Origin of the sequence: Isoptericola aurantiacus (genome assembly GCF_044769875.1) — a bacterium.
Taxonomy (GTDB): Bacteria; Actinomycetota; Actinomycetes; order Actinomycetales; family Cellulomonadaceae; genus Isoptericola; species Isoptericola aurantiacus.
The window spans coordinates 437,064-451,769 of sequence record NZ_JBJBAE010000001.1 but is presented as its reverse complement, the minus strand read 5'-3'; the positions used below and the strand labels follow the sequence as shown (position 1 = coordinate 451,769).

Here is a 14,706-nt window from a genome sequence, read left to right as displayed (position 1 = left end):
CCGAGACCCGGAGGACACCGATGCCCGTCACGCCCGCCCACCTGCCGCCGTCGTCCGCCGTCCGCTACGGGGGCGACTACAACCCCGAGCAGTGGCCGCGCGAGGTCTGGGAGGCCGACTACGCCGCCTTCGACCTCGCATCGATCGACACGCTGACGCTCAACGTCTTCTCCTGGGCGACGCTGCAGCCCGCCGAGGACGTCTACGACTTCGCGCTGCTCGACGACGTCGTGGAGCGCGCCGTGGCCGGCGGTCGCGACGTCGTGCTGGCGACGTCGACGGGCGCCCTGCCGCCGTGGCTCGCCCACACCCACCCCGAGGTCAACCGCACCGACTTCCAGGGGCGCCGGCACCTGTACGGCCAGCGGCACAACGCCTGCCCGAGCTCACCGGTCTACCGGCGGCTGTCCGCCGAGCTCGCCGGACGGCTCGCGCAGCGCTACGCCGGCACGCCCGGCCTGGTGGCCTGGCACGTGGGCAACGAGTACGGCGGGTTCGACGGCGGCTGCTTCTGCGAGCGCTGCGGTGCGGCGTTCCAGGTCTGGCTCCGCGAGCGCTACCGGACGCTCGACCGACTGAACGAGGCCTGGAACGGCACGTTCTGGTCGCACACGTTCAGCGACTGGGAGCAGGTCGTCCCGCCCAACATGCTCTCGGAGCACTGGCGCGGACCGGACCACACGGCGTTCCAGGGCATCACGCTGGACTACCGGCGGTTCCAGTCCGACGCCATGCTGACGAACTTCCGCGACGAGAAGGCGCGGATCCGCGCCCACGACGCCGCCACACCCGTCACGACCAACTTCATGGGCATGTTCCGGCCGCTCGACTACCACCGGTGGGCCGGCGACCTGGACTTCGCGAGCTGGGACAACTACCCGCCCGGGCAGCGCGAGCACGCCCGCACGGCGCTCGCCCACGACCTGATGCGGGGGCTCAAGGACGGTGCGCCGTTCTGGGTCATGGAGCAGACGCCGACCATCACCGCCTCGCGGGACGTCAACCCCGTCAAGCGGCCGGGGGTGCTGCGGCTGTGGTCCTGGCAGTCCGTGGCGCACGGCGCCGACGCCGTCCTGTACTTCCAGATGCGGCAGTCCCGCGGTGCCTGCGAGCGGTACCACGGCGCGGTCCTGGATCACGCCGGGCGGACCGACACCCGCGCGTTCCGCGAGGTGGCCGCCCTCGGCGCCGAGCTGCGCGACCTGGGCGACGCCGTCGTCGGCGCCCGCACGCCGGCCCGCGTCGCCCTGCTGTTCGACTGGGACTCGTGGTGGGTCGCCGAGATGACCGACGGCTTCAACCGGCACGCCCGGTACGTGGACACCGTGCTCGGCTACTACCGGGCGCTGTGGCAGGCGGGCGCGCAGGTCGACGTGGTGGCGACCTCGGCGGACCTGTGCGGCTACGACGTCGTCGTCGCGCCGATGCTGCACGTGGTGACCGGCGACGTCGCCGACCGGCTGGCGGCGGTCGCGGCGCGCGGCGGCACGGTGGTGACCTCGTTCTGGTCCGGCCGCGCCGACCAGGACGCGAACGCCTGGCTCCAGGACGCCCCGGGCCCGCTCGGCGACCTGTTCGGGATCCGCGTGGAGGAGACGGACTCGGCCGAGCCCGGGGTGGTCAACCCGGTGCGCCTGGCCGACCCGGACGGGGCCGACGTCCTCGAGGCCGGTGGCTCGCTCGTGTTCGAGGTGCTGGTGCCGCAGGGGGCCGAGGTGGTCGGTACCTACGGTGCGGAGTTCTACGCGGGCACGCCCGCCGTGACCCGGCACCGCGTGCCGCGCGAGCCCGGCGGAGCGGGCGGGGCCGGCACGTCCGGTGAGGCCTGGTACGTGGCGACCGGCCTCGACGACGCCGGGATCGCCTGGGTGGTGCGGCGCGTCCTGGACCGCCACGGGCTGGTGGGCCCCTACGCCGACGCCCCCGACGTCGAGCTCGCGGTGCGGGTCAAGGACGGGCGCCGGTTCGCGTTCGTCCTCAACCACTCCGGCGGCGACGTCGCCGTCACGGCGCACGCCACGGGCACCGACCTGCTGACGGGGCGTCGCGTCGTCCGCGGCGAGCCGCTGCACCTGGCGCCCACCGACGTCGTGCTCCTGGCCGAGGACTGACGCGGCGAGCAGCCACGGGCGGCCCTGGGACGCCCCGGCGGCACCCCGCACCCCGGTACCGTGAGCGGGTGACCTCGACCGCCGGCAGCCCGCACCCCGACGACCCGCCGCGTCGCGAGACCTCCCCGGCCCTCCGGCTCCTCGTCGTGGGTGTGCTGCTGGCGCTCGCCGTCTCCCCGACCGCCGTGCTGGTCTCCCTGCTCGGGTTCGGGGCGGTCCCGGCCGCGCTCGGCACGCTCGCGGCGGTGTTCGTGGGCCCGGCGCTCTCGGCGGCCTTCTTCGCCCTCGGGGAGAAGGCCCGCGACGACGGCCTCGGCCCCGCGGCGGCGTTCGGCCGCGGCTACCGGCTCAACGCCCTGGACGTGCTGACGCTGTGGGTGCCCACCCTGCTGGTCCTCGCCGTCGTGGCGTTCACGGTGCTCGACGCCGCCGCCCAGGGTGCGTCCCCGTGGGTGGTCGGCCTCGGCCTCGGCCTGAGCGTGCTGATCCTGCTGTGGCTGGTGCAGGCGACGGCCATCGCCTCGTTCTTCGCGTTCCGCGGGCGCGACACCGCGCGGCTGGCCCTCTACTTCCTGGGCCGGCTGCCGAAGGTGACGTTCCAGGTCCTGCTCGCCGTGGTCCTGGCCGGGCTGTTCGCCCTGCTGAGCTCCGTGGCGCTCCTCGCGCTGCTCGGGGTGCTGTGGGTGGCGGTCGTGCTGCGCTGCGAGAAGCCGATGCTCGCCGAGGTGCGCCTGCGGTTCGTCGACGCCGACTGACGGCCCGCCTCAGTAGATCGTGCGGCCGCGGGCGTCGGGGACCCCGGACTTGCGGAAGAAGTAGGTGTTGACCTGGTCGCGCCACTCCACGGCCGACCGACGTTGCTCGGCCAGGCGTTCGCGCACCCGGGCGGCCACGCCGTCGGGCACCTCGTCGACGACCTCCTCCCAGCGCGCCGCCATCGCCTCGACCTCCTCGACACCGGCGAAGTGCGTGTCGTAGATGTGCTGGATCACCGTGGACCCGCTGTGCAGCACGTGGGAGTACGGCACGTGGTGGAAGAACAGGAGCAGCTCGTCGGGGCAGGTGCCGAGCGACTCGTAGACGTCCCGCCACGGCGCCGGGTACTGGCCGGTGTACCCGGTGCCGGTGGCCCGGGTGCGGTCGACGCCCACGCCGTCGCGGTCGGCGAAGTGGTAGGTGCCCCACTTCGAGTACTCGTAGCCGTCGACGTCCGGCCCGTAGTGCGCCCGCAGGGGACTCACCATGAAACCGACGCCCAGCGGCGCCGTGTACCGCTCGTAGGTGCGCCACGAGTCGTCCATGATCGCGTGCAGGGCGGCTCGCAGCCGTGGCGAGCACGCCGGGAAGGTCAGCGAGATCCACTCGTCCAGCACCGCGGTGGCGTCCAGCTCCGGGTCCCACGTGAGCCGGCCGTAGGCGTACAGGTTGGCCTGCGCCAGGGGGTGCCCGGTCCAGAACCTGTCGTCGCCGACGTTGGAGACCGCCGCGAACCCGCCGCCCAGCCCGCCGGGCCCCCGCCCGGAGGCGGCGTCGGCCACCGTGACCGGAGCACCGCCGTCGGGCCCCGGAGCCTCGCCCCACGGGCGGAACCGCAGGATCTCGCTCCACCACGGCCCGAGGTAGCACACGTGCTGCTGCTGGCCGGTGTACTCCTGGGTGACCTGGAGCTCGAGCGCGAGGCGGGTGCGCGGCATCGCGGCGAGCACGGGGGAGACGGCCTCGCGCGTCTGGAAGTCCAGCGGGCCGTGCTTGACCTGCACGATCACGTTGGGCGCGAACCGGCCGTCCAGCGGCGCGAAGTGGTCGTGGGCGGCACGGGCCCGGTCGGTGCTGCGGTCGCGCCAGTCCTGGGTGTGGTCGTAGACGAACGCCCGCCAGTGGACGAGCCCGCCGTGAGGGGCGACGGCCTCGGCCAGCAGGTTCGCGCCGTCGGCATGGTCGCGGCCGTAGGCGAACGGACCGAGCTGGCCCTCGGAGTCGGCCTTGACCACGAACCCGCCGAAGTCGGGGACGGCCGACCAGACCCGGTCCGCGGCGTCGCGCCACCAGGCCCGCACGTCCGGGTCCAGCGGGTCCGATGTCGCCGGCCCGCCGAGCGTCATCGGTGCCGCGAAGCTCACGGCCAGGTGGGCGCGCACCCCGTAGGGACGCAGGGCGGCGGCGAGGCGGGCGACGTCGGGCAGGTCGGCGGTGAGCAGGCGCGCCTCGCGGGCGTGCACGTTGACGTTGTTGAGGCAGACCCGGTCGATGCCGATCGCTGCCAGGAGCCGGGCGTAGGCGGTGACACGGGACAGGTCGGCACGCACCACGCCGTCGTCGTAGAAGATCGAGCCGCCGGCGTACCCGCGCTCCACCTGACCCATGACGGGGTGGACGTCGACGTTGTCCCAGTGGTCGAGCATCCGCAGGTCCGACGACGGCGCGTGGCGCTCGTCGGTGTCCTCGGCAGGGCTGCCGTCGGGGGCGCTGAACGCCGCCTCGCCGGTGCGCACCACGTGGAACCACCCGTGCAGCAGGGCGGTCGGTGTGGCGGCCGTGACGACGACCCGGCCGTGCCGCCGCACCACCCGGTAGCCATCGAGCCTGCCGGTGGCGAGACGCAGGAGGAGGTCGGGGTCGTCGTGCGGCGCGACGACGGCGCCCCCGTGGGTCGCGCAGGCCTCGGCGAGCTCGGCGGCCAGCGTGCGCAGCACGGCGTCGTCGTGGGGGTCCTCGGCGGCCAGGGCGAGGCGCCGGCATCCGACCGGCGCGAACGCCGCCGTCGGGAGCCAGGCGGGGTGGTAATCGTTTTCGAACGGCGGGAGCTGCCCGTCCGCGAGCGGGGTGCCGGTCATGGGTGCTCTCCTTCGAGCGAGGGGCCGGGCGCAGGACCCGGGCGGGGACGGTCGGGCCCCCGCCCGGCTCCTGCGCACCGACCGTGCGTCAGGGTCGAGGGTAGGCGTTCAGGGCGGAGCGGTAGGCGAGGTCGACGGCGGTCTCGACCGCCTCGTCCAGCTCCAGACGGTGCTCGGCCACCAGGCGGGCGAGGTAGCCGGCGTCGATGCGGCGCGCCAGGTCGTGCCGGGCGGGGATGGAGCAGAAGGCGCGGGTGTCGTCCACGAACCCGCTCATGTTGCTGAAGCCGGCCGTCTCCGTCGCGGACTCGCGGAACCGGCGCATCGCGTCCGGGGCGTCGAGGAACCACCACGGAGCGCCGAGCTTCATCGCGGGGTACACGCCGGCCAGCGGGGCGAGCTCTCGCGAGTAGACGTCCTCGTCCACCGTGAACACGATGAACCGGAAGTCCGGGTGGTGCCCGAACGCGTCCAGGACAGGACGCAGCGAGCGCGTGAACTCCGTGACGGCGGGGATGTCGTACCCCTTGTCCGGACCGAACGCGGCGAACGGCCCCGAGGCGTGGTTGCGCAGGACCCCGGGGTGCAGCTGCATCACCAGACCGTCCTCGCAGGACATGCGGGCCATCTCGAAGAGCATGTGGCCGCTGAACGCCTCGGCCTCGGCCGCCGTGACCTCGCCCGCCAGCGCGGCGTCGAAGATCCGGCGCGCCTCGGCGTCGTCCAGCGGCGTCGTGTCCGCGGCGAGGTGGCCGTGGTCCGTGGCCCGCGCGCCGGCCTCCACGAACCGACGCCGCTGCACGCGCAGCGCCTCCAGGTAGCTCGCGTAGGAGTCCACCTCGACGTCGGCGGCGCGGGCGAGCAGCGCGACCTCGTCCCGCCAGGTGGCGCGGTCGAGGTGCAGCAGCGGGTCCGGACGGAACGTCGGCAGCACGCGGTCGCCGTAGCCGTCCTTGGCCAGCCGGGTGTGGTCCTCCAGGGAGGCCCAGGCCGCGTCGGTGGTGGCGATGACCTCGATGCCGAAGGTGTCCAGCAGCGCACGAGGGCGGAACCCCGGCTCGGCGATGCGGGCGGCGACCTGGTCGTAGATCGCGTCGGCGGTCTCGGCCGACGGGCGCTGCGTGACGCCGAAGATCTCGACGAACGCGTGCTCGAGCCAGTACCGGGTGGGGGTGCCGCGGAAGTGCTGCCAGCCGGCGCAGAACCGGCGCCAGATCTGGCGGGGGTCCTGCTCGACGGCCTCGTCCGGCGTCGAGCCGACGCCGAGCCGCGGCAGGGTCTCGCCCTGCGAGACCAGCATCCGCGTCAGGTAGTGGTCGGGGACGACGAAGAGCTGCGCCGGATCGCCGAACGGGGTGTCCTCGGCGAACCACTCCACGGGCACGTGCCCGTGCATCGAGACGACGGGCAGGTCGCGGGTCGCGCCGTACACCTCCCGCGCGATGTTGCGCGTGGTCGGGTCCGCAGGCAGGGCCCGGTCGGGGTGCAGGGTCCAGGGCTCGCTCACGTACGTCTCCTCGTCGAGTCAGATGACAACGTTTGCATCCTACGGCCGTCCAGACGTTCGCGCCAGCCGTCGAAGGCGCTACGCTGGTCGCACATCGACCGGTTGCAAACGTTCGCAGAAGGGGGTCCGCCCGTGGTCACCGTGCACGACGTCGCGCGTTCGGCCGGCGTGTCGATCTCCACCGTCTCGCGGGCACTGGCCACGCCGGACAAGGTCGCGGTCGGCACGCGCGAGCGGGTCGAGGCTGCGGCCCGGGCCCTCGGCTACCGGCCCAACCGGGCCGCGTCGTTCCTGCGTGCCGGGCGCTCCGGCGCCTACGGCCTCGTCGTGCCCGACCTCGCCAACCCCTACTTCGCCGCCGTCGCCAAGGGCGCCCAGGCCCGGGCGCGCGAGCACGGCGCCGGTCTGTTCGTGGTCGACACCGACGAGGCCCCCGACCTGGAGGCCGAGGCCCTGCGGGCCCTCGCCCCCCAGACCGACGGGGTCGTGCTCTGCTCGCCGCGCGCCGTCGACCGGGCGCTGGAGGCTCTGCACGGGCGGCCGGTCGTCCTGGTCAACCACCAGGTCGACGGCGTCCCCGCCGTGGAGGCCGACCACGGCGGCGGGATGCGGCGCGCCCTGGAGCACCTGCGGGCGCTCGGGCACCGCCGCGTCGCCTACGTGGGCGGTCCGCGCAGCTCCTGGAGCGACCGGCGTCGTCGGGCCGGGCTCGCCGACGCCGGGACGGGGTACGACGACGTCGAGATCGTCCCGCTCGGGGCGTTCCGTCCGCAGGTGGAGGGCGGGCAGAGCGCGGCCGACCTGGTCGTCGCCTCCGGCGCCACCGCCGTCGTCACCTTCAACGACCTCGTCGCCGTCGGGCTGGTCGACCGCCTGCGTGCCCGCGGCCTCGAGGTCCCGCGGGACCTGTCCGTCGTCGGCTGCGACGACTCCTACGTCGCCGCGCTCGTCACCCCGCCCCTGACCACGCTCCGCGTCGACCTGCGCGCCCTGGGACGGGCCGCCGTGGACCACCTGGTCGCCACGGCGGCCGACACGGGTGTGCCGGCGGTCCCGCCGCTCGACGTCGAGCTCGTGGTGCGGTCGTCCACCGCACCGCCCCCGCCGGCACCATGACCCCTGCCACCCCGGAGGAGACCCCCGTGACCGACCGTCTGCACCGCTACGCCGTCCCCGAGGGTGCCCGGGCGCCGATGAACCCCGAGTCCGTGGGCATCGTCCACCTGGGGATCGGCGCCTTCCACCGCGCGCACCAGGCGGTGTTCACCGAGCTCGCGGCCCGCTCGCGGGGCGACCTGCGCTGGGGCATCCTCGGTGTCACCCAGCGGTCGGCGGCGGTCCGCGACCAGCTCGCGCCGCAGGGCGGGGTGTACTCGGTGCTCACGGCGGGGCGCGACGAGTCGTCGCTGGACCTGGTCGGTTCCGTGCTGGACGTGGCGTGGCCGGCGGAGGAGACGCCGCGCGTCCTGGACGCGATCGCGGCGTCGACCACCCACCTGGTCACCCTGACCGTCACTGAGAAGGGCTACTGCCGGGACCGGTCCGGGAACCTGGACCTGGTCCGGGTGCGTCCGGACCTGGACGCCCTCGTCGCCGAGCAGGCCCCGGGCCGGGCCGCGGACCCGGACGGCGGTCCGGTGGGGTCGGTGGCCGGGACCAGTGCGATCGGTCTGCTCGTGCGAGGACTCGCCGCCCGCTACCGCGCTGCCTGCGAGGTGGGCGAGGCGCTGCCGCTGACGGTGCTGACCTGCGACAACATGGTCGACAACGGCCGCGTGCTCGAGGGGCTCGTGCTCGCCGCCCTGGACGCGGCGCTGCCGGGCGATGCCGGTCTGCGCGCCTGGATCGATGCCCACGTGACGTTCCCGTGCTCGATGGTCGACCGCATCGTTCCGGCCACGACGCCGGAGCAGCGCGACGCCGTCGAGCGCGAGCTCGGGGTCCGCGACGAGGGTCTCGTGGTGGGTGAGCCGTTCCGTCAGTGGGTCATCGAGGACCGGTTCGCCGGGCCGCGCCCCGCGTGGGAGGACGCCGGGGCGACCCTCACCGACGACGTCGCGGTGTGGGAGCAGGCCAAGCTGCGACTCCTCAACGGCACGCACTCGTTGCTGGCCTACGCGGGCCGCCTGGCCGGGCACGTCACGATGGCCGAGGCGGTCACCGACCCCGCGATCGCCGCACGGGCCCGCGAGCTGCTGTTCAGCGACGCGCTGCCGACGCTCACTGCCCCGGCGGGCGCCGACCTGAGCGCGTACGGCGAGTCGCTGCTGGAGCGGTTCGCCAACCCGGCCACGGGGCACACCACCGTGCAGGTCTCGATGGACGGCACGCAGAAGATCCCGTACCGCTGGGGCGGCACGATCGCCGACCGGCTGGCGGCCGACGAGGTGCCGCACGGGGCGGCGTACGCGCTGGCCTGCTGGTCGGAGGTGGTGCGCCGCGAGGCCGTGGCGGGCCGGCTCGTCGACGACCCGCGCGCCGAGGAGCTGCGCGGTGTGGTCGGGGCGGTGGGCCGGGGGTCCGTCGACGACGCGGCCCCGGCCGACGTGGCCCGCGCGCTCACGGCGCTGCCGGGCCTGCTGCCCGGGGGATCCGGGCTGGACCCGCGGCTCCTGGACGCCGTGGCCGCCGAGGTCGACCAGCTCGCCGGGGTGCCGGCCGCGGGCTGAGGCGCCCCGCGGCGTCGCGAGGACCCCTCGGCGCGCCGTGCCCTCGGCGTGTCGCGACGCCGGGGCCCTCCTGGCGGAGCGTCGGGATCGTCAGGTCGCGATCCTGGCCCGCCCGGCGGGCCGGGCCGACCGCCGGGCGGACGACGCCCCGGCCGAGGCCGGCCCGACGCGGTCGTCGCCGCAGGTCGCTCGCACTACCCGGGCGGCCGGGGAGCTTCGTGGTGACGTAGCATCCCCACTTGTGAACGCTCACATCGCACGCTCCCCGTGATGCGTGTCACGGCCCGTCACTCGGGCCCGTTGTTGCCGGATCGTGATGAAGCGCTTTCCGCGGGGGCTTTACAAGATGACCTCAGCCTGTATTGTATCGTTTCAAGTCGGCGGGACAGAGGAGCCACAGGGGGCTCCTCGGCGTCGACGTTCCGAGCAAGGAGGCTCCGATGAGGATCACGCGCAAGGCCGCAGGTGCGGCATCCGCGACCGCCGCGATCGCACTCGTCCTGACCGCGTGCGGCGGGGGCGACACCGGTTCCGGCGACGGTGACGACGGTGGCGACGTCACCCTGACCATCGCCTGGTGGGGCGACGACGACCGGGCGAGCAAGTACGAGGAGTCGATCGACCTCTTCGAGGAGGCCAACCCCGGTATCACCGTCCAGACCCAGTTCCAGGCGTGGGACGACTACTGGGTGGCCCGCAACACCGAGGCCGCCGGCTCCTCGCTGCCGGACGTGTTCCAGATGGACCTGTCCTACCTGCGCCAGTACGGCAGCACCGGCCAGCTCGCCGACCTGTCCGAGTACACCGGCAGCGCTATCGACACCTCCGGGTTCGAGGAGGCGCTGCTGAGCTCCGGCGCGATCGAGGGCGCCCAGTACGGGATCCCGACCTCCCAGAACACGCTGGCGATGTTCTACAACGGCGACGTGCTCGACAAGATCGGCGTCGAGCCGCTGGAGGAGGGCTACACCTGGGACGACCTCAACGCGTTCATCGCGGAGGCGTCCGCGGCCGGCGCCGGCGAGGACCCCGCCATCTACGGCTCCGCCGACTACACCGGGACCTTCTGGTTCTTCCTGCAGTGGCTGCTCCAGCAGGGCGTCCAGCCGTTCACCGAGGACGGCGCGCTGAACTTCGACGAGGCGCAGATGACCGAGTTCCTCGGCCTCGCCTCCGAGCTGCGCGACGCCGGTGAGTTCTTCCCGCAGGAGCGGACCACGCAGCTCGCGCCGCTGAGCGGCTTCACCTCCAACGAGGTCGGCAACGAGGCCAGCTGGGACAACTTCCTGGCCGGGTACGTCTCCGACTCCGGCACCGAGAACATCCACATGCTGCCGATGCCGTCGGGTGACGGCGGCCCGCAGCAGTTCTGGAAGCCGTCGATGCTGCTGTCCTCGGGTGCCAACTCCGAGCACCCGGAGGAGGCCGCCGAGCTCATCAGCTTCCTCGTGAACGACCCCGACGTCGGCGAGATCTTCGGCACCTCGAAGGGTGTCCCCGCCGTCGCCGCCCAGCGGGACGCGATGAACGTCGAGGAGGGCTCGATCGACGAGACGGTCCTCGCCTACGAGGAGTCCGTCGCCGCCGACGTCACCGAGTCCGCGCCACTGCCGGTCGAGGGCTTCGGGTCCATCGAGGCCGAGTACAAGCGCCTGGCCGAGGAGCTCGGCTACGGCAACATCACCGTCGACGAGTTCGTCGAGCAGTGGTTCACGTTCGCCGCTGACGCCGTCGGCCAGTCCTGACGCATCCCGTCCCCCGTGCGGTCCCGCGCTCCTGGCGCGGGACCGCACGTCCCGGAGGTTCCACCATGGCTTCAATCGACTCGGGTGCGCCGGTCGCCGCGCCCGGACCGGCCGTCCCCGCCCAGCATCTGCAGCGGACGGACGCCGAGACCGGGCTCCCCCCGCAGGACCGGCCCCAGCGCAGGTACAAGCGCGAGGACACACGCGCCGGCTACGCCTTCCTGAGCCCGTGGCTCATCGGGTTCGTCGGCCTGACGGCCTTCCCGATGCTCGCCTCGCTCTACCTGGCGTTCACGGACTACAACCTCTTCACCGCGCCGGAGTGGGTCGGGTTCGACAACTTCGTCGACCTGTTCAACGACCCGCGGTTCATCCAGTCGGCCCAGGTCACGGCGGGCTACGTGCTGCTCGGCACGCCGATCAAGCTCGCGTCGGCGCTGGCGGTCGCGATGCTGCTCAACATGAAGCACCGCGGGCAGGGCGCCTACCGCTCCATCTTCTACGCCCCGTCGCTCATCGGGGCCTCGGTCTCGATCGCGATCGTGTGGAAGGTGATGTTCATCGACGACGGCATCGTGGACCGCATCCAGCGGCTCTTCGGCATCGACGTCGGCGGCTGGGTGGGCAACCCGGCCTTCTCCCTGCCGATGCTGATCCTGCTCGGGGTGTGGGGCTTCGGGGCGCCCATGGTGATCTTCCTGGCCGGCCTGAAGCAGATCCCGACCGAGCTGTACGAGGCCGCGGAGTGCGACGGCGCGGGCGCGGTGCGCAAGTTCCGCGCGATCACGCTGCCGATGCTGTCCCCGGTGCTGTTCTTCAACCTGCTGCTGGAGACGATCGCCGCCTTCCAGGTGTTCAGCTCGGCCTACATCATCTCCGGCGGTACCGGTGGACCGGCCGGCTCGACCATGTTCTACACGCTGTACCTGTACCTGCGCGGGTTCCAGGACTTCAAGATGGGGTACGCCTCCGCGATGGCCTGGGTCCTGGTGGTGGTGGTGGCGCTGCTGACGCTGCTGCTGTTCCGCACCTCCAAGGGTTGGGTCCACTACACGGGAGACGAACGATGACCACGCTCACCGAGACCCCGACCCCCCGCGTGGACGACGCGGCCGTCGCCCGGCGAGCCGCGGCGCGCAACCGCCGGAAGGTCAAGTCGACGATCTTCCACCTGGTCGCCGTGGCGGCCACGATCGTGGTGCTCTACCCGGCCGCGTGGATGCTCTTCGCGTCCATGAAGCCGAACTCCGACATCATCGGCAACACCCAGCTGCTGCCCGACGTCTGGACGATGGAGCACTACACGACCGCTCTGAGCGGCATCGGCGGCGTGTCCTTCTGGACGTTCTTCAACAACTCGCTGCTTCTCGCGGTGCTGTCCGTGGTCGGCACGGTGCTGTCCTCGACGGTGGCGGCCTACGCGTTCGCGCGGATCAGCTTCCCGGGCCGCAACGCCCTGTTCGCCGTGATGATCGGCACGCTGCTGCTGCCGTTCCACGTCACGATCATCCCGCAGTACATCCTGTTCAACAATCTCGGCCTGGTGGACACCTACATCCCCCTGCTGGCCCCGAAGTTCCTGGCGGCCGAGGCCTTCTTCGTGTTCCTGATGATCCAGTTCATCCGCGGTATCCCGCGGTCGCTGGACGAGGCGGCGAGGATCGACGGCTGCGGGCACTGGCGCACGTTCTGGAAGATCATCCTGCCCCTCATGCGGCCGGCGATCGTGACCAGCTCGATCTTCACCTTCATCTGGTCGTGGAACGACTTCCTCGGCCCGCTGCTGTACCTGAAGGACCCGAGCCTGTACACGATGCCGATCGCGCTGCGGCAGTACATCGACCAGACGTCCGTCTCGGACTACGGTGCGCAGATGGCCATGGCTGTCCTCGCGCTGCTGCCGGTGATGATCTTCTTCGTCGTGTTCCAGCGCTTCCTCATCAACGGTGTCGCCACGCAGGGCCTCAAGGGCTGACGTGGCACGCCGAACCGACGGCAGGCAGGCGTCCCGGTCGGCGGGCCGGGGCGCCTCCGGCTCCCTGCTGCGCAGCCTGCACCTCTTCGCCGAGGTCGCGATCACGGGCGTGCTGATCGCGATCGGCTCGCTGCCGGTGGTCACGTCGGTCCCCGCCCTGGCGGCGGGCGTCGCGCACCTGCGCCGGGACGTCTCGGGCCGCCCGACGTCGGTGCGCCGGTTCGCCGCCGAGTGGTGGGCCGCGACGCGCGACCTGTGGCCGCTGGGCCTGGGGCTGGCGGCGCTGGCGGTGCTGCTCGTCGGCGACTGGCAGCTCGCCACGTCCGGAGTCCTGCCGGGCGGGCAGATCGTGGCGCTCGTCGTCGCGCTGTGCGCGGCCGCCGCGTGCGCCGTCGTCCTGCGGGCGGCCGGCGCCTGGTCCGACGACGACGGCGAGCCCGCCACCGAGCGGCAGGCGCGCGCCGTGCTCGCTGTCGCGTCGGAGCGCGCCTCGGCCGACGTGTCCGGCTCCGTGCTCCTGGTCAGCGCCGTCGTGATGGCGGCCGTGCTGGTCTGGATGCTGGTGCCGCTGGCGCTCGTGGTCGGCGGGCTGCTGGCGCTGGCCGTGGTCGGCGTCGAGGTGCGCCGCCGCACCGTGTGATCGTGCGGTCGGGCCCGGTCGACGTCGCTCCGCTTCATCCCACCTTCACCTTGACGATGTCCGAGCAGGAGAGAGTGTCCCCATGAAGGTTGCCATCCTGGGCACGGGTGCCATCGCCCACGCCCACGCCGACGCCGTGAACGCCCTGGCCGGGTTCGACGGGCTGGCCGACGTCGAGCTGACCGCCGCCGTCGACATCGACGCCGACCGTGCGGCGGAGTTCGCCGCCCGGCACGGTGTCGCCCAGCACGGGACCGACCTGACGGCGCTGCTCGACGGCGGCGGGATCGACGTGCTCCACGTGTGCACACCGCCGTCCCTCCACCTGGACCAGGCGCGTGCCGCGCTGGCGGCCGGTGTGCACGTCGTCGTCGAGAAGCCCGCGGTGCTGTCCCTCGCGCAGGTCGACGCGCTCGCCGAGGCCGAGCGGACCGCCGCCGACGGCGCCACGTTCACGCAGATCGTCCAGCACCGGTTCGGCCCGGGTGCCATCCGCCTGCGGCGGATGCTCGCCGACGGCGCACTCGGCCGGGCGCTCGTGGCCACCTGCGACACGATGTGGTTCCGCCCGCCGGAGTACTTCGACGTGCCGTGGCGGGGCCGGTTCGACACCGAGGGGGGCGGCCCCACCATGGGCCACGGCATCCACCAGTTCGACCTGATGCTGTCGATCCTGGGGGAGTGGACCGAGGTCCGGGCGATGGCCGGGCGCCTGGCCCGCGACGTCGATACCGAGGACGTCTCGATGGCGATGGTCCGGTTCGCCGGCGGGGCGATGGCGAGCATCACCAACTCGCTGGTGTCCCCGCGCCAGACGTCCGCGCTCCGGTTCGACACCGAGGCCGCCACGATCGAGCTGACCCACCTGTACGGGTACGCCGACGAGCACTGGACCGTCACGCCGGCACCGGGTCACGACGAGGTCGCGCGGTGGTGGGCGGACGACGTCGCCGCTGCGCGTCATCACGCCGTCGACGAGGGCCGCTCCGGTCACCTCGCCCAGCTCGTGCCCACGTATCGTGCCCTGGTCGCGGGCCAGGCCCCGCCGATCGGGGTGGCCGACGCCCGCGGGACCCTCGAGCTCGCGGCCGCGATCTACCGGTCGGCCTTCACGGGGGAACCGGTCGTCCGCGGACAGATCTGTCCCGATGACCCGTTCTACGACAGTATGGGGGGTACGGGGGCGCCGTGGCCCCCGGTCAAGGACACCGGCGAGGGGAACTGA

General features: G+C 73.0%; 11 protein-coding genes. 9 read left to right on the top strand and 2 right to left on the bottom strand.

The genetic code is table 11. The annotated features are described in order from the left end of the window. Positions 1-20: 20 nt before the first annotated feature. Entirely contained in the window at positions 21-2,111 is a 2,091-nt protein-coding gene (locus ACIQLL_RS01975) for a beta-galactosidase (RefSeq protein WP_402462509.1), read from the top strand. 68 nt (positions 2,112-2,179) lie between these two features. Beyond that, a complete protein-coding gene (locus ACIQLL_RS01970) occupies positions 2,180-2,866 on the top strand; it encodes a glycosyltransferase (RefSeq protein ID WP_402462506.1) in 687 nt (228 codons plus the stop codon). A 9-nt stretch (positions 2,867-2,875) separates the two neighbouring features. On the opposite strand, the gene ACIQLL_RS01965 is transcribed toward ACIQLL_RS01970, so the two are convergent. Next, positions 2,876-4,945: an alpha-glucuronidase gene (locus ACIQLL_RS01965; protein WP_402462505.1), complete on the bottom strand. Its 2,070-nt coding sequence runs from the start codon at positions 4,943-4,945 to the stop codon at positions 2,876-2,878. Positions 4,946-5,033: 88 nt separating this feature from the next. Beyond that, positions 5,034-6,452, bottom strand: a complete 1,419-nt coding sequence (gene uxaC / locus ACIQLL_RS01960) for a glucuronate isomerase (protein WP_402462502.1) — start codon at positions 6,450-6,452, stop codon at positions 5,034-5,036. A 132-nt stretch (positions 6,453-6,584) separates the two neighbouring features. On the opposite strand from uxaC, the gene ACIQLL_RS01955 reads away from it, so the two are divergent. From ACIQLL_RS01955 to ACIQLL_RS01925, 7 genes are all read left to right on the top strand, one after another. Continuing rightward, positions 6,585-7,568, top strand: a complete 984-nt coding sequence (locus tag ACIQLL_RS01955; protein ID WP_402462498.1) for a LacI family DNA-binding transcriptional regulator — start codon at positions 6,585-6,587, stop codon at positions 7,566-7,568. A gap of 26 nt (positions 7,569-7,594) precedes the next feature. Then, on the top strand, positions 7,595-9,121 hold the full coding sequence (locus ACIQLL_RS01950) for a mannitol dehydrogenase family protein (RefSeq protein WP_402462495.1): 1,527 nt from the start codon (positions 7,595-7,597) through the stop codon (positions 9,119-9,121). A 440-nt stretch (positions 9,122-9,561) separates the two neighbouring features. After that, positions 9,562-10,866 (top strand): ABC transporter substrate-binding protein, encoded by a 1,305-nt coding sequence (locus ACIQLL_RS01945; protein WP_402462492.1) that lies wholly within the window; start codon positions 9,562-9,564, stop codon positions 10,864-10,866. Positions 10,867-10,931: 65 nt separating this feature from the next. Next, positions 10,932-11,936: a carbohydrate ABC transporter permease gene (locus ACIQLL_RS01940; RefSeq protein ID WP_402462489.1), complete on the top strand. Its 1,005-nt coding sequence runs from the start codon at positions 10,932-10,934 to the stop codon at positions 11,934-11,936. Then, on the top strand, positions 11,933-12,841 hold the full coding sequence (locus ACIQLL_RS01935; RefSeq protein WP_402462486.1) for a carbohydrate ABC transporter permease: 909 nt from the start codon (positions 11,933-11,935) through the stop codon (positions 12,839-12,841). Before ACIQLL_RS01940 ends, ACIQLL_RS01935 begins: the two co-directional genes overlap by 4 nt. A gap of 1 nt (position 12,842) precedes the next feature. Next, positions 12,843-13,481 (top strand): Poxvirus protein I5, encoded by a 639-nt coding sequence (locus ACIQLL_RS01930; RefSeq protein WP_402462483.1) that lies wholly within the window; start codon positions 12,843-12,845, stop codon positions 13,479-13,481. An 82-nt stretch (positions 13,482-13,563) separates the two neighbouring features. Continuing rightward, the gene (locus ACIQLL_RS01925; RefSeq protein ID WP_402462480.1) at positions 13,564-14,706 is read left to right on the top strand and encodes a Gfo/Idh/MocA family protein; all 1,143 of its coding nucleotides are present in this window, start codon (positions 13,564-13,566) and stop codon (positions 14,704-14,706) included.